The organism is Kitasatospora sp. NPDC050463, from assembly GCF_040655255.1.
Classification (GTDB): Bacteria; Actinomycetota; Actinomycetes; order Streptomycetales; family Streptomycetaceae; genus Kitasatospora.
Window position 1 is genome coordinate 23,603 of record NZ_JBFAJO010000012.1, and the last position, 15,480, is coordinate 39,082.

At 73.7% G+C, this 15,480-nt stretch carries 13 protein-coding genes; 8 read left to right on the forward strand and 5 right to left on the reverse strand.

The window, feature by feature from the left end:
* Positions 1-129 precede the first annotated feature (129 nt).
* The 6 genes from AB0J08_RS10175 to rny all read left to right on the forward strand — a co-directional run bounded on the left by AB0J08_RS10175 (position 130) and on the right by rny (position 7,479).
* A complete protein-coding gene (locus AB0J08_RS10175; protein WP_360629956.1) occupies positions 130-1,665 on the forward strand; it encodes a S8 family serine peptidase in 1,536 nt (511 codons plus the stop codon).
* A gap of 201 nt (positions 1,666-1,866) precedes the next feature.
* Positions 1,867-2,061: a DUF3046 domain-containing protein gene (locus tag AB0J08_RS10180; RefSeq protein ID WP_360629959.1), complete on the forward strand. Its 195-nt coding sequence runs from the start codon at positions 1,867-1,869 to the stop codon at positions 2,059-2,061.
* 196 nt (positions 2,062-2,257) lie between these two features.
* Entirely contained in the window at positions 2,258-3,496 is a 1,239-nt protein-coding gene (locus AB0J08_RS10185) for an AI-2E family transporter (RefSeq protein ID WP_360630212.1), read from the forward strand.
* A 220-nt stretch (positions 3,497-3,716) separates the two neighbouring features.
* Positions 3,717-4,835 carry a recombinase RecA gene (gene recA / locus AB0J08_RS10190; protein ID WP_360629962.1) on the forward strand — a complete coding sequence of 373 codons (1,119 nt, stop codon included), beginning with the start codon at positions 3,717-3,719 and terminating at the stop codon, positions 4,833-4,835.
* A 4-nt stretch (positions 4,836-4,839) separates the two neighbouring features.
* Positions 4,840-5,838, forward strand: a complete 999-nt coding sequence (locus AB0J08_RS10195) for a regulatory protein RecX (RefSeq protein WP_360629965.1) — start codon at positions 4,840-4,842, stop codon at positions 5,836-5,838.
* Between the two features lie 186 nt (positions 5,839-6,024).
* Positions 6,025-7,479 (forward strand): ribonuclease Y, encoded by a 1,455-nt coding sequence (rny, locus tag AB0J08_RS10200; protein ID WP_360629968.1) that lies wholly within the window; start codon positions 6,025-6,027, stop codon positions 7,477-7,479.
* On the opposite strand, the gene AB0J08_RS10205 is transcribed toward rny, so the two are convergent.
* The 5 genes from AB0J08_RS10205 to AB0J08_RS10225 form a co-directional block, all read right to left on the reverse strand.
* The gene (locus AB0J08_RS10205; protein WP_360629972.1) at positions 7,460-9,247 is read right to left on the reverse strand and encodes an FAD-dependent monooxygenase; all 1,788 of its coding nucleotides are present in this window, start codon (positions 9,245-9,247) and stop codon (positions 7,460-7,462) included. The genes rny and AB0J08_RS10205 overlap by 20 nt on opposite strands.
* A gap of 146 nt (positions 9,248-9,393) precedes the next feature.
* The gene (locus AB0J08_RS10210; RefSeq protein WP_360629975.1) at positions 9,394-10,245 is read right to left on the reverse strand and encodes an amino acid ABC transporter permease; all 852 of its coding nucleotides are present in this window, start codon (positions 10,243-10,245) and stop codon (positions 9,394-9,396) included.
* Positions 10,246-10,318: 73 nt separating this feature from the next.
* Positions 10,319-10,969, reverse strand: coding sequence for an amino acid ABC transporter permease (locus AB0J08_RS10215; protein WP_360629978.1), 651 nt, complete (start codon positions 10,967-10,969; stop codon positions 10,319-10,321).
* 58 nt (positions 10,970-11,027) lie between these two features.
* On the reverse strand, positions 11,028-11,933 hold the full coding sequence (locus AB0J08_RS10220; protein WP_360629981.1) for a glutamate ABC transporter substrate-binding protein: 906 nt from the start codon (positions 11,931-11,933) through the stop codon (positions 11,028-11,030).
* Between the two features lie 125 nt (positions 11,934-12,058).
* A complete protein-coding gene (locus AB0J08_RS10225; protein WP_360629984.1) occupies positions 12,059-12,832 on the reverse strand; it encodes an amino acid ABC transporter ATP-binding protein in 774 nt (257 codons plus the stop codon).
* 383 nt (positions 12,833-13,215) lie between these two features.
* On the opposite strand from AB0J08_RS10225, the gene AB0J08_RS10230 reads away from it, so the two are divergent.
* Positions 13,216-13,983 (forward strand): response regulator transcription factor, encoded by a 768-nt coding sequence (locus tag AB0J08_RS10230; RefSeq protein WP_360629987.1) that lies wholly within the window; start codon positions 13,216-13,218, stop codon positions 13,981-13,983.
* 6 nt (positions 13,984-13,989) lie between these two features.
* Positions 13,990-15,426 (forward strand): HAMP domain-containing sensor histidine kinase, encoded by a 1,437-nt coding sequence (locus tag AB0J08_RS10235; protein ID WP_360629990.1) that lies wholly within the window; start codon positions 13,990-13,992, stop codon positions 15,424-15,426.
* Positions 15,427-15,480: the final 54 nt, after the last annotated feature.

The following is a 15,480-nucleotide window of genomic DNA, read 5'->3' on the forward strand; positions in this document are numbered from 1 at the left end:
CGGGAAGGCAGAAAGGATAATCCGCTCATATGGTGATGTTCCAGACACTTGATCCTCCCGTGGCCATCGGACCTCCGGTGATCGCCGGACCTCCCGCGGCCACCGGGACCGACGAGCGGAGACCGTGCGATGGCGCAGGCGCCCCCGGCCGGCAGCGGTCCCGTGCCGGTCTCTCCGCGCCGGACCCGGGGCCCCGTCCGGGCCCTGCTCGCGATGCTGCTCACCGCGCTGGTGGTCGGCGGCGCCGTCCCCTACGTGGCCGGACCGGGGCGGGCCTACCTCAGCTATCTGGTGCTGGCCGAGCAGGAGGACGCGGCCGGCACCGCCCGGGCCGGGACCGAGGCGCGCTCCGCCGGCGGGCAGGTCGTCCAGGAGTACCCGCAGATCGGAGCCGTCCTCGCGTACGCCGCCGGCGGCTTCGCCGAGAAGGTCCGGGCCCGGCCCGGGGTGGCCGCGGTGGGCGCGACCCGGACGGCTCCGGTACCGAGCCCGCCCCGGCCGCTGGACGGCGCCGGGAACTTCGGGACGGGAGCCGGTGGCGACCGGGCGGGCGCCGACGGCGCGGACGACGCCACCGTCACCGTGGCCGACCCGGGCGAGCGCGACGCCTGGAACCTCACGATGCTCGGCGCGGTCGGCGGCCCGTCCGGCGACTCCACGCCCACCCTGCTGCGCGGCCCCGGCACCGACGCGGGCACGCCCTCCGCCGACGCGTTGCGGAAGGTGCTGGTCGCGGTGCTCGACTCGGGCGTCGACGACACCCATCCGGACCTGCGCGCCGCCGTGGACCCGAAGAGCTCCGCCTCCTGCGCGGACGGCCGCCCGGACGCCCGGACCGGCGCCTGGCGGCCGGACCCCGGGGTCGGCGAGAGCGGCCACGGTACGCACGTCGCCGGGATCGTCGGCGCCGCCCGGGACGGCCACGGCGTCAGCGGGGTCGCCCCCGGGGCCCGGATCGCCGCCGTCCGGCTGCTCGGCCCGCTGGGGCAGTACTACGCGGAGAACATCGTCTGCGGCATGCTCTGGGCCGCCGACCACGGCGCCAGGGCGATCAACAACAGCTACTTCGCCGATCCCTGGAAGTACAACTGCCCCGAGGACGCCGACCAGGCGGCACTGACCGCCGCCGTCGCCCGGGCCGTCGACTACGCCCGGCGCAAGGGCGCGGTGGTGGTGGCCTCGGCCGGCAACGACGGGCAGGACCTCGGGGCCGCCCGCACCGACGACCGCAGTCCCAACGACCGCACCTCCGGTCCGGCCCGGACCCGCTACGTCGGCACCGAGTGCGTCCGGCTGCCCGGAGAACTGCCAGGGGTGGTCACGGTGACCGCCGTCAACCGGGACGGCCACCCCTCCGCCTACTCCAACTACGGGCGCGGAAGGGTTTCGCTGGCCGCCCCCGGTGGGGACCCGGACGGCGGCCCGCAGGGCGCGGTCGTCTCCGACTGGCCCGCCGGCCAGTTCGCCGCGCTGGCCGGCACCTCGATGGCCGCGGCCCACGTCACCGGCGCGGTCGCGGTGGCCGCCGCGCTCCACCCGGACTGGGACGCGGACCGGCTCGCCGCCCTGCTGGCCACCACCGCGGCCGCCGCCTGCCCGCCCGGCCCGTACTCCTGCGGCGACCGCCAGTACTACGGCGCGGGGACGCTGGCGCTGCCGCACTGAGCGGCGGCGCCGGGGCACCCGGAAAACCCGGTGACGGTCGGCGCGCCGCGGGAGACGATCGGGGGATGACCGTCCGTCTCGCCGCCGAGCGGCCGGTGCCGCGCCGCTTCACCGCCGACGACGTGGACCGCCCGGTGGGGCCGGGGGCGGCCGACCGGAAGCCCTGGAGCCCTTTCCGTCCGGTCCGGGATACTGGTGGGCATGAGGCTGACCGACTTCTGGCGACGGATGTACGCGCACTTCGGAGAGGCGTACGCGGAGTCCTTCGCCACCGATCACGTGATGAGCGAGCTGGGCGGGCGGACGGTGCGGCAGGCACTGGACGCGGGCTGGGAGGCGAAGGACGTCTGGCGGGTGGTCTGCGCGAGCCAGGGCGTGTCCGCACTGCTCCGCTGAACCGTGCCCCGTGCTCGGAGGGGGACCGGGCATGGGACAGACTGTCCGAGTGACAAGCAGTGCAGAACCGCAGAATTCGGACAGGTCGGCGCAGGCCGCCGACGAGGCCGCGGGCTCGCCGCCCGAACACCGGAGCGGATCCGACCAGGTCCTCGCCCGCGACCCCGCCCCGGCCGACGGGCTCCGGGGAGCGGGCATGCCGCGCTGGCTGCCCCGGGCCATGGTGCTGGCGCTCGTCATGGTCGGGCTGTTCCAGCTCGCCGACTGGGCCTTCCACCAGCTGATCGACCTCTTCGTGATGCTGCTGGTCTCGTTCTTCCTCTCGCTCGCGCTGGAGCCGGCCGTCGACCGGATGGCGGCCCGCGGGGTGCGCCGGGGCGTCGGCACCTTCCTGGTCTTCGTCGCGGTGGTGGTCGCGGTGGTCGGCTTCCTGACGGCGCTCGGCACCCTGCTGGTCGACCAGGTGGCGAAGATCGCGGGGGACCTGCCGCACCTGCTCGACAATCTGATCAACTGGATCAACCGGACCTTCCATCAGGACCTCTCGCTGGACGAGCTGCAGAAGAAGCTGCTCAAGGACTCCGGGGCGATCGAGAACTACGCCCAGCAGGCGGCCGACAACGTGTGGGGCGTCTCCTCGACCCTGATCGGCGGGCTCTTCCAGGCGTTCACGGTCGGCCTCTTCACCTTCTACTTCACGGCGGACGGCCCCCGGGTGCGCCGAACCGTCTGCTCGGTGCTGCCGCCCGCCAAGCAGGCCGAGGTCCTGCGGGCCTGGGAGATCGCGCTGGCCAAGACCGGCGGCTACCTCTACTCGCGGGCGCTGCTCGCCGTCGCCTCGGCGCTCGCCCACTGGGTGATGTTCGCGCTGCTGGACCTGCCGTACGCGGCGGCGCTGGCGGTCTGGGTGGGCGTCATGTCGCAGTTCGTGCCCACGATCGGGACGTACCTGGCCGGCGCGCTGCCGGTACTGGTCGCGCTCACCGTGGAGCCGGTGGACGCGCTCTGGGTGCTGGCGTTCGTGGTCGTCTACCAGCAGATCGAGAACTACCTGCTGCACCCGCGGATCACCGCGAAGACGGTGGACGTGCACCCGGCGGTGGCCTTCGGCTCGGTGATCGCGGGCGCGGCGCTGCTCGGCGCGGTGGGCGCGCTGATCGCCATCCCGGCGGCCGCCACCCTGCAGGGCTTCGTCGGCACCTACGTGCGCCGGTACGAGGTGGCCACCGATCCGCGGATCGACCGGGGCGCCCAGCGGCGGGCCCGGCGGGAGCTGCGCCGGAAGGCGGTGCGCCGGCTGCGGCGGATGGTCGGCGGTGCGGGGCCGGGTCAGGACGGCGCCACGGGGCGGGACGACGCGGCAGGTCGCGGCGAGGGGCGCGACGGCGGGCACGGCGGCGGGCGGGGCGGGGACGGCGGGGGCGACAAGGAGTAGTTCGGCGGGGCGAGGCCGGCCGGCGGGGCGCCGCCGTGGGTCGGCCGACCGGTGTCCGCCGGGCCGTGCGAACGGCCGGAGCTTGAATCGAACAGATGTTCTTTGTACTCTCCGGCCAAGAGTTCTCCACAGGCCGAGCCCGGCCCGGGCCGATTGTCAGTGGGACGCGCTAGCGTCGAGGACGATGAAGCGCACAGCACAGAACCCGAGGGTGGAAGTCATGGCAGGTACGGACCGCGAGAAGGCCCTTGAGAACGCACTCGCCCAGATCGAGCGGCAGTTCGGCAAGGGCTCGGTGATGCGCCTGGGCGAGAAGGCCAACGAGCCGATCGAGGTGATCCCCACCGGTTCCACCGCCCTGGACGTCGCCCTCGGCGTCGGCGGCATCCCGCGTGGCCGGGTGGTCGAGATCTACGGCCCCGAGTCCTCGGGCAAGACCACGCTGACCCTGCACCTGGCGGCCAACGCGCAGCGGGCCGGCGGCACGGTCGCGTTCGTCGACGCGGAGCACGCGCTCGACCCCGAGTACGCGAAGAAGCTCGGCGTGGACACCGATGCCCTGCTGGTCAGCCAGCCGGACACCGGTGAGCAAGCGCTGGAGATCACCGACATGCTGATCCGCTCCGGCGCGGTCGACCTGATCATCATCGACTCCGTCGCGGCGCTCGTCCCGCGCGCGGAGATCGAGGGCGAGATGGGCGACTCGCACGTCGGTCTGCAGGCCCGTCTGATGAGCCAGGCGCTGCGCAAGATCGCCGGTGCGCTGAACCAGTCGAACACCACCGCGGTGTTCATCAACCAGCTCCGCGAGAAGATCGGCGTCATGTTCGGCTCGCCGGAGACCACGACCGGTGGCCGCGCGCTGAAGTTCTACGCCTCCGTCCGGCTCGACATCCGCCGGATCGAGACCCTGAAGGACGGCACCGAGGCGGTCGGCAACCGCACCCGGGTGAAGGTCGTCAAGAACAAGGTGGCCGCGCCGTTCAAGCAGGCCGAGTTCGACATCCTCTACGGCGTGGGCATCAGCCGTGAGGGCGGCCTGATCGACATGGGTGTCGAGCACGGCTTCATCCGCAAGTCGGGCGCCTGGTACACCTACGAGGGCGACCAGCTCGGCCAGGGCAAGGAGAACGCCCGCAACTTCCTGCGGGACAACCCGCAGCTCGCCGACGAGATCGAGCGGAAGATCAAGAGCAAGCTCGGCATCGGCCCGAAGACGGAGGAGCCGGCCGAGGGCGAGGCGCCTGCGGCCGCTGCCGAGGGCGGCGTCAAGCCGATCACCGCGACCGCCGCCAAGACGGCCGCGGCGAAGAAGACGACGGCGGCCGCCAAGGCCTGAGCCGATGACGCAGCACAGCAGGGCGGGGGCCGGCGGCCCGGATGACGACGACCACGGCCCGCCGGACTGGTTCGCCGCGGTGGCGGAGCCGGAGCCGAAGCCGAGGTCGAAGCCGGAGCCGGGCCGGGTCGGCGGTCGAGGCGGCCCCGGCGGCGCGAGCGGTCCGGAGGCCCTGGACGGCGGGCTCGGGCTGGTGTCCGCGTCCGAGCTGCCCACAGGTCGGCGCCGACGCCGTTCGGCGCTGGTGGAGGAGGCGACCCCCGACCTCCGGGGCGGGGCAGGGGCGGCCGGTCACGGGGGTGTGGCCGCCCCCGCCTCCATCGCCGACCCGTACGGGGAGCCCGACGCGGCCGAGGGCGGCCGGCGCGCCGGGCGGGGCGCGAGCACCCGTCGTACCCGGGCACGCGCGCGGGAGCGCACCGAGGGCGAAGGGCGCGAGGAAGCCCGTGCGGCCCGGGGGGCGAAGGCGGCGGAGCCGGCCGACCCGCAGGCCCTGGCGCGGGACATCTGCCTGCGGTTGCTCACCGGCGCCGCCAAGACCCGCAAGCAGCTGGCCGACGCCCTGCGCAGGCGGGAGATCCCCGACGAGGTCGCCGAAGGGGTGCTGACCCGACTGGAGGAGGTCGGGCTGATCGACGACGCGGCCTTCGCTCAGGCCTGGGTGGAGTCCCGGCACGCCGTTCGCGGTCTCTCCCGGCGGGCATTGGCCCAGGAGTTGCGGACCAAGGGGGTGGCCGGCGAGCTGGTCGAGCGGGCCGTCGCGCAACTGGACCACGACGACGAGACCGAGGCGGCCCGGGCCCTGGTCGAGCGCAAGCTGCGGGCGACCGGCGGGCTGGAGCGGCAGGCCCGGATGCGCCGGCTGGTCGGCGTGCTGGCCCGGCGCGGCTACTCCGAGGGTCTGGCCTTCCGGGTGGTCCGGGAGGCCCTGGACGCGGAGGCGGCCGACGCCGGGGCGGATGGAGAGGACGTGGACGGAGGATCCGCTTCCGGGTGGGAATGACGGCCCTCCTGTGTGGGAGTCGGTCAACTCCCAGGCCAGTCTTGACCGTTTCGTAACCTGCACTTAGCCTCGCACTCAGTGCGGGAGCGCGTCGATCACTCCCCGGCCACGCCTCGGGCAGGCATGCCCGGGCCCGGTCGCGGTTGGTCCCGGGCGGCGTACCGCGCAGGACGGGGAGTGGGCAGGATGAGGATCGCGCTGAGCGCCGGACCGGTCGTCCCCCTGCTGGCGGCGGTGGTACTGGTCGCCGTCCTGGCGGCGGCCTGGCTGATGGTCGGCCGCCTGCGGACCGCGCAGCGACGGGCCACCGCCGAGACCGAGCGGATCCGGCGCCGGGCCGAGGAGCAAGCCGCGCGGATGCGGGCCGAACTCGACCGGCGCGAGGAACGTCTGACCGAGGAGCTGCGCCGGCTCCGCCTCCGGGAGGGTGAACTCGACGACCGGTCGACCGCCTTGGAGCGGTCCCGGGCCGAGGCCGACGAGCTGGTGCGGCGGCGGGCGGCGGAGCTGGAGCGGGCCGCCGGGCTCTCGGCCGCCGAGGCCCGCGCCCAACTCGTCCGGGAGGCCGCGGCCGAGGCACGGCGCGAGTCGGCCGTCGCCGTCCGCGAGATCGAGCGGGCGGCCAAGGAGGAGGGCGAGCAGCGGGCCCGGGAGATCGTCGCCGGGGCGATCCAGCGGCTGGCGAGCGAGCAGACCGCCGAGACGGCGGTGTCGGTCTTCCGGCTGCCGAACGAGGAGATGAAAGGGCGGATCATCGGCCGGGAGGGCCGTAACATCCGCACCTTCGAGGCGGTCACCGGTGTCAATCTGATCATCGACGACACCCCGGCCTCGGTGCAGCTGTCCTGCTTCGACCCCGTCCGTCGGGAGACCGCCCGGCTCACCCTGGAGCAACTGGTCGAGGACGGCCGGATCCACCCGATGCGGATCGAGGACGTCCACGAGCGCAGCCGCGACGAGGTCGAGCGGCGCTGCTTCCGGGCGGGTGAGGACGCGCTGCTGTCGGCCAGGCTCGGCGGGATGCATCCGGAGCTGGTGCGCACCCTGGGCACCTTGCGCTACCGCGCCTCGTACGGGCAGAACGTCCTCGGTCACCTGGTGGAGTCGGCGCACCTGGCCGGGATGATGGCCGCCGAGCTCGGGGTGGACCCGGAGCCGGTGCGTCGTTCGGCCCTGCTGCACGACATCGGCAAGGCGATGACGCACGAGGTCGAGGGCAGCCATGCGGCGATCGGGGCGGACTTCGCCCGCCGGCACGGCGAGTCGGCGGACGTGGTGCACGCGATCGCGGCGCACCACGGCGAGGTGGAGCCGAGGACGGTCGAGGCGGTGCTGATCCAGGCCGCCGACGCCTGCTCGGGCGGCCGTCCGGGGGCGCGCAAGGAGTCGCTGGAGGTCTACGTCCGCCGCCTGGAGCGGCTGGAGGAGATCGCCCGGGCCCACGACGGGGTGGCCAAGGTGTACGCGATGCAGGCCGGCCGCGAGGTGCGGGTGATGGTGCGGCCGGAGGTGGTGGACGACCTCGGTGCGCAGGTGATCGCCCGCGAGGTCGCCAAGCAGGTGGCGGAGGAGCTGACCTACCCGGGCCAGATCCGGGTCACGGTGGTGCGGGAGAGCCGGGTCACCGAGGTGGCCCGCTAGGCGAGTCCGCCGGGTGCGGCGCCGCGCCGGAGACCGGTCCGGGCACCGCGCCCGATCCCGGCCCGGGATCGGGCGCGGTGCCGTCCGCCCGGTCGGGTTCGGCGGTGCCGGCCAGCGGCGGCGGCCCGCCCCGGGCCCGGTCGGCCAGCGCCTGGAGGTCCTCGGCCGCGGCGCCCTGGGTGACTCCGACCAGGTGGCCGTCGGGCCGGATCAGCAGCACGGTGTGCGGTCCGGCTCCCGGGTACTCCTCGGTGACCAGCACCTCGGCCGGCACCGGCAGGGCCCCGGCGACCTCGGCCAGCCGGGGCATCAGGCCCGCGCCGAGCCAGTGCTCGGCGGACCAGACCGCGGTTCCGGGGGCGACCAGCAGCAGCAGGAAGGTGGCGCCGAGCCGGGCGTGCAGCTGGTCCGGCGTGCCGTCGGTGGTGAGCACCGGCAGGTCCGGGACGAGCACGCCGGGCGAGGTGGCGGGCAGCAGTTCGCTGAGCGAGGTCGCGCCGCGCTGGCCGCGCTGCACCGGGACCCGCCCGGGGACGCCGCTGGGCGCCGCCGGGTAGGCGGGGGCCCCGCCGAAGCGGCCGGTGCCGAGCTGGCCGTCGGCGAGCAGCGGTGCGTGCTTGCGGAACGAGCCGGAGAGCAGCGAGCGCCGGGTGGCCTGCCACCCGCGCAGCGGGCGCAGCAGTGGCATGGCCTGGTCGACGGCGCGCAGCCGGGCGCCGACCGCGCCGCGCCGCTCGGCCTCGTAGCCGTCGAGCAGCGAGCCGCCGGGCTGGGGGCCGCCGGTGTGGAGGTGCCAGGCGAGGGCGAGCCGCCAGGCGAGGTTGTCGGCGTCGCGCAGGCCGTCGGCGAGGTTCTGCATGCCGAGGGCGCCGTGCAGGTGGGCGGCGTCGCCGGCGAGGAAGCAGCGGCCGCTGCGGAAGCGGGCGGCCAGGCGCTGCTGGGCGGTGTGGTCCGCGGCGGCGAGCAGCTCGTACCGGGGGAGTTCGCCGCACCAGCCGGTGAGGGTCGCGGTGACCCGGGTGAGCAGGGTGTCGCCGGTGACGATGCCGGGCCAGGTGGCGTGCGGATCGACCGGCTCGGTGGGGGCGGGCCGGCCGGGGGGCAGTCGCCAGTCGAGGCGCCAGACGCCGTCCGGCAGCGGGCGGGCGGAGGCCTCGCGGTCGCCGCGCCACGGGGGCTCGCGGTGCAGCCGGGCCTCGGTGAAGGGCAGGTCGACCCGGACGGTGGCGATGGCGTTGCGGTCGACGGCCGGCCGGCCGGGGAAGCGGATCTTCAGCAGCTTCCGGACGGCGGAGCGGGCGCCGTCGCAGCCGACCAGGTGGCTGCCGCGCCACCAGGTCTCGGTGCCGTCCTGCGGGTTGCGGGTGCGGACGCTGACGCCGTCGCGGTCCTGGGCGAGTTCGGTGACGCGGCTGAGCGGTACGAGCCGCACCAGCGGGGTGCCGGTCAGGGCGTCGCGCAGGCCGCGCTGGAGGCGGTGCTGGGGCAGGTGCAGGGCGAGGGTCCCGGTCAGGTCGATCCGCAGCACCTCCTGGCGGCGGCGCCAGATGGTGAAGGCGTCCCACTGGGCGGCGTCCGAGACGGCCCGGGGGTAGCCGATCCGGGTCAGGAAGGCGGCGGTGTCGGCGCCGAGCACGACGCTGCGCGGACCCTCGGGGCAGAGCCCGGAACCCTCGTCCAGGACGACGGTCGGCACCTCGTGCCGGGCGAGGGCGAGGGCCAGGGCCAGACCGACCGGTCCGGCCCCGACCACGATCACCGGGTCCATGCCGGACCCTCCGGGCAGCGGCCGGCCGGCCGGGTGGAGCCGCAGACCTCCGGGGCCGGGCAGGCCGACGAGGGGGCGTCATATGCCGCGAGGATGGTCCCGGATGGTGTCACGAAGAGCAATGCAACAGTTCGCCTGCGTGTCCGTCAAGCAGCAGCTGATGTGCGCCGGTTCGCGCCACGGCGGCCGCGTGCCTCGATCCACCGGGCGAGCGCGGTGAGCAGGAGGCACATCAGGATGTAGATGGGCCCGATCACCAGGACCACCGGGATGTAGGGGAAGCCCGCGGCGTTGATCGGCTGACTGGCGATCGCCTTACCGACGAACAGCAGCTCGTGGTAGGTGATGATGAAGCCGAGCGAGGTGTCCTTCAGGGTGACGACCAGCTGGCCGATCATCGAGGGCAGCATCGAGCGGACCGCCTGCGGCACCAGGATGGTCGTCATCACCTGGGTCTTGCGCAGGCCGAGCGCGAACGCGGCCTCACCCTGACCGCGCGGCACCGCGTTGACGCCGCTGCGGATGATCTCCGCCTGCACGGACCCGTTGTAGAGGGTGAGCCCGAGCACCAGGGCCCACATCGGGTTCTTGGCGAAGAAGGCGTAGTAGAGCGCGACGATCAGGATGAGCAGCGGCATCGCCCGGAAGAACTGGACGAAGGAGACGGCCGCCCAGCGCACCGGCTTGTGGTCGGAGAGCTGCCCGGCCGCCAGCAGCGCGCCCAGGCCCAGCGAGAAGACCGCGGCCAGCCCGAAGGCCTCCAGGGTGGCCAGCAGGCCGTCGACGATCCGCTGCTGGATGTTGGTGTACTGGAAGGCGTCCCAGAGCTCGGCGTCGAACTGGCCGTTGGAGGCCAGGCTGGCGACGGCGTACCAGAGCAGGCCGGCGATCGCGAGCAGCGACAGCAGGCCGAACAGCCGGTACCGTGCGCGGGCGCGCGGGCCGGGGGCGTCGTAGAGGACGCCGGCCGTGGAGGCGCGGGTGAAGAGGGAGCTCATGCGCCCACCTCGCTTCGCTCGGCGAAGGCGTTCGCCAACGCGCGCCTTTCCATGATTCGTTCGCTTCGCTCTCTCATCGGGCCACCGCCAGTCGGTCTTCCAGGAAGCGGAACAGCAGGGCGACGACGGCGCTGATCGTCAGGTAGGCGCAGGCCACCCAGAAGAAGATCGCGAAGATCGAGTAGCCGTCCTCGGAGAAGCCCTGCTGGACGCTGTACAGCTCGCTGACGCTGAACGCGCCGGCGATCGCCGAGTTCCTCGGCAGGGCGATGAAGACGCTGCTCATCGGTGCCAGCACCGTCCTGGCCGCCTGCGGCAGGATGATCGTGGTGAGGGTCTGACCGAAGGTCATGCCGATGCTGCGGGCGGCCTCGGCCTGGCCGAGCGGCACGGTGTTGATGCCCGAGCGCAGCACCTCGCAGACGAACGACGCGGTGTAGCTGCCGAGCGCCAGCACCGCGAAGGTGAGGTGGCTGAAGTGCACGCCGAGCGGCGGGAGCCCGAACGTCACGGCGAAGAACAGCACGGTCAGCGGGGTGTTGCGGAAGATCGTCACCCAGGCGGTGCCGAAGCCGCGCAGCGCCGGTATGGGGGAGACCCGGAAGGCCGCCAGCAGGGTGCCCAGCAGCAGGGCGAGCAGTGCGCTGAGCGCGCTCAGCTCGATCGTCTGCAGGAAGCCGTCGCGGAACAGCGCGAAGTTGCCGTCCTCGAACAGGAAACCCATCCGGCGGCCCTCCTCTCAGAGTTGGTCAGAGTTGGTCAGCAGCGGTTCGGCCGGGAGATCAGTACCGCTCCAGGGCCGGCGGCTGCGGGGCCGGGGCGCCGGAGAGGCCGAGGGTGGCGTCGTACGCCTTCTTCCAGTCGCCGTTGTCCTGGTGGGCCTTGAGGGCGTCGCTGATGGCGCCCCGCAGCGCGGCGTCGTCCTTGTTCAGGCCGACGCCGTAGTTCTCCTTGGTGAACGGCTTGCCGACCACCTTGAGCTTGCCTGCGTACTTGGAGGCGTAGCCCTTGAGGATGGCGTCGTCGGTGGTGACCGCGTCGACCTCGCCGGACATCAGCTTCTCGACGCAGGCCGAGTAGGTGTCGAACTGGGTGATCTTCGGCGAGTACTGCTGGATGTTCTTGATCGAGGTGGAGCCGGTGGCGGTGCAGATGTTCTTGCCGTTCACCGACTCCGGGCCGGTGATCGAGGTGTTGTCCGACTTCACCAGGAAGTCCTGGCCGGCGATGAAGTACGGGCCGGCGAAGGAGACCGTCTTCTTGCGCTCGTCGTTGATGCTGTAGGTGCCGACGTAGAAGTCGATCTGGCCCTTGGAGATCGCGGGCTCGCGCTGCGAGGAGACCAGGGTCTGCCACTTGATCTGCTGCGGGGTGAAGCCGAGGTCCGCGGCGATCATCTTGGCGATCTCGATGTCGAAGCCGCTGCGGTCGCCGCTGGCGAGGTCCTCGAAACCGAGGAACGGCTGGTCGGACTTGGCGCCGATGATCAGCTGACCGCGCTTCTTGGCCTCGGCGAAGATCGCGGAGTCCACCTTCGCGTCGGTCTTGACGGTGTAGGTGGGCAGCTTGGGGGCGCTGCTGCCGCCGGCGGCGGCGGCATCGCCGGGCGTGCCGTCCTTGCCGCAGGCGGCGGTGGCGGTGAGCGCGATGGCACAGAGCGCGACGGCGAAGGTGCGACGAGTCCTCATGAGGGTGCTTCTCCTCGGGGCTGGGCCACGGTTCAACCGGGCTCTGGCGGCAGGAAGGTGGCCGGGCGGACGGGATCGGCGGCGGCGCGATCGCCGTCGCCGACCGGTGGTCCGGCCCGGAAAACTCAGTGGTGCAGGATCTTCGAGAGGAAGTCCTTCGCGCGGTCGCTGCGCGGCGCGGTGAAGAAGGCCTCGGGGGTGTTCTGTTCGACGATCCGGCCGTCCGCCATGAACAGCACGCGGTTGGCCGCGGAGCGGGCGAAGCCCATCTCGTGGGTGACGACGACCATCGTCATGCCGTCGGCGGCCAGCTGTCGCATGACCTCCAGCACCTCGTTGATCATCTCCGGGTCGAGCGCCGAGGTGGGCTCGTCGAAGAGCATCACCTTGGGGTTCATCGCCAGTGCCCGGGCGATCGCGACGCGCTGCTGCTGGCCGCCGGAGAGCTGGGCCGGGAACTTCGCCGCCTGCGCGCCGACCCCCACCCGCTCCAGCAGTTCCTTGGCGGTCCGCACGGCCTGCTCGCGGGCGATGCCGCGCACCTTGACCTGGCCGAGCACCACGTTCTCCAGCACGGTCTTGTGCGCGAAGAGGTTGAAGCTCTGGAACACCATGCCGACCTCGGCCCGGAGCCTGGCCAGTTCCCGGCCCTCGGCGGGCAGCGGGCGGCCGTCGATGGTGATCGTGCCGGAGTCGACGGTCTCCAGCCGGTTGATCGTCCGGCAGAGCGTGGACTTACCCGAGCCGGAGGGGCCGATCAGCACCACCACCTCGCCCTCGGCGATCTCCAGATCGATGTCCTGGAGGACGTGCAGAGCGCCGAAGTGCTTGTTCACTCCGCTCAGCACCACCAGCGGAGCGGTCGCGGCGCTGGAGTCCTTGATCAGGCTCTCGGTCATCGCGCCTGCTCCTCGTGTCAGCCCGGGATTCGAACTCCCCTGGGCAGCAGTGATGGTGGGAACCGGGGGCCTCGGCCGGCGGAGCCTCGGCCCCCGGTGGGGTGACCATAGGAGCCATGACGATGTCACGTCAGCCGATCTGAGCGGAACTTGAGGATCACGATCCGGCCACACGCCGGGCAAGCACCGTTCACACCGGGAAATCGGGGGCACCGTGACAGCGGGCAGCCGACCCGCCGCGCGCCGTCCCCGGCGGTCCCGGGGCGTGGCCGACCCTGGCGTCCGGCGCTCCGCTGGCCCATACTGCGCAGGACCGGGACCTGCCCGGTGGGGCCCGTGAACATCACGCGACACCCCGGGGAACGTCGGGGGGAGGAGGAACGATGCGACTGCTGCTCGTCGAGGACGACGAACGTGTGGCCGCCGCGCTGGTCGCGGTCCTGGGCCGGCACGGCTTCCAGGTCCGGCACGCCCGCAGCGGCCACGAGGCGCTGGACGCGCTGGTGCCGGACGGCAACGACCCGTACCGGGTGGTCCTGCTCGACCTCGGCCTGCCCGACCGCGACGGCTTCGAGGTCTGCAGCCGGATCCGGGCCGGCAGCGGCGTGCCCGTGATCATGGTGACGGCGCGCGCCGACATCCGCTCCCGGATCCACGGCCTCAACCTCGGCGCCGACGACTACGTCACCAAGCCCTACGACATGGGCGAGCTGCTCGCCCGGATCCACGCCGTGGCCCGGCGCGGCGCGGCGCCCGCCGCAGCGGCGGCACCCGCGCCCGACGTCGTACCGCAGCAGCGCGGGCCGCTGGAGTCCCGCGGCATCCAGATCGACCGCGAGCGCCGCCGGGTCAGCGTGGACGGCCGGGACGTCCCGCTCACCCGCAAGGAGTTCGATCTGCTGGCGCTGCTCGCGCAGAGCCCCGGCGTGGTCTACCGCCGCGAGCAGATCTTCAGCGAGGTCTGGCGCAGCGGCTGGGAGGGCAACGGCCGCACCCTGGAGGTGCACATCGGCTCGCTGCGCACCAAGCTCGCCCTGCCCGGGCTGGTCGAGGCCGTCCGGGGCGTCGGCTACCGGCTGATCCCCGACTGCCCGGCCGCCCCGGCCGCCCCGGCCGCCGCGGAAGCCCCTCAGGCCCGCGCGGAGCACTGACCGCACGTGCGCACCCGCCTGCTCGGCATCCTGCTTGCCCTGATGCTCTGTGTACTGGCCGCGCTCGGGCTGCCGCTCGCCGCGGCGGTCGCGGCCGCCGAGCAGAGCCGGGTGGTCGTCGACCGGCTCGACGACGCCGCCCGGTTCGCCCAGGACCTGCCCACCTCCGGCGTCTCCGGGCTGGAGTCCGCCGTCAAGGGCGACCCGCAGCCCGCCCCCGGCGACCTCAGCCGCCGGCACGCGCTGGACGCCGAGGTGGCGCGCTACCACGACCTCTACGGCGTGCGGCTCGGCATCTTCCAGCGCGACGGCCTGCCGATCGCCACCGCTCCGGAGAACTGGCGGGTACCCGCGGGCGGCTGGGGCGAGCAGGCCTTCCAGGAGGCGCTGGACGGGCGGCGCAGCCACAACCCGCCGCAGGTCTGGCCGTGGACCCCCGACCGGACCCTGACCATCGCGACCCCGGTGGTCCGGGACGGTGACGTGGTCGCGGTGGTGCTCAGCGAGTCCCCGACCGGTGGGATGCGCACCCGGGTCCTGCACCGCTGGCTGGTGATCGGGGCCGGCGAGGCGGCCGCGATGATCGTCGCGGTGCTGCTGGCCGCCCGGCTCACGGAGTGGGTGCTGCGCCCGGTGCGGACCCTGGACCGGGCCACCCACGACATCGCCACCGGCCGGATGAACGCCCGGGTGGCGCCCGGCGGCGGGCCACCCGAGCTGCAACGCCTGGCCCGCTCGTTCAACGAGATGGCCGACCACGTGGTGCTCGCCCTGGACCAGCAGAAGGCCTTCGTCGCGGACGCCTCCCACCAGCTGCGCAACCCGCTGGCGGCGCTGCTGCTGCGGGTCGAGGTCCTGGGCCTGGAGCTGCCCGAGGGGCACGACGAGGAGCTCGGCCGGGTCCGGGAGGAGGGCGTGCGGCTCGCCCGGGTGCTGGACGACCTGCTCGGGCTGGCCACCGCCGAGCACGCCCGTCCCGAGCCCGAGCCGACCGACCTGGCGGCGCTCACCCTGGCCCGGGCGGACGCCTGGCGCCCGGTGGCCCAGCAGCGCGGGATCGAGCTCGGCTGGGAGGGCCCGGCGCTCGCGCTCGGCATGGCCGACCCGATCGGCTTCGGCAGCGCGCTGGACGCGGTGCTCGACAACGCGCTCAAGTTCGGCCCGGCCGGCAGCCGGGTGCGGCTGCTGGTCGCGGTGCGGCGCGAGGAGGTCGCGGTGACCGTCTCGGACGCCGGGCCAGGCCTCACCGAGGAGGAGCTGGCGCGGGCCGGCGACCGGTTCTGGCGCAGTGCGCGCCACCAGAACGTGGACGGCTCGGGCCTCGGGCTCTCGATCGCCCGCACCCTGTTGCTGGCGGCCGGCGGCTCGCTCACCTTCGCCCCGGTGCGGCCGACCGGTCTCGCGGTGACGCTGGCGGTGCCGCGGGCGGGGAAGGGGCTCTGAGGCCGGCGTCTCGCGGCCCTGCGGCCGTCACGGCTCGACGGCGTCACGGCCCTG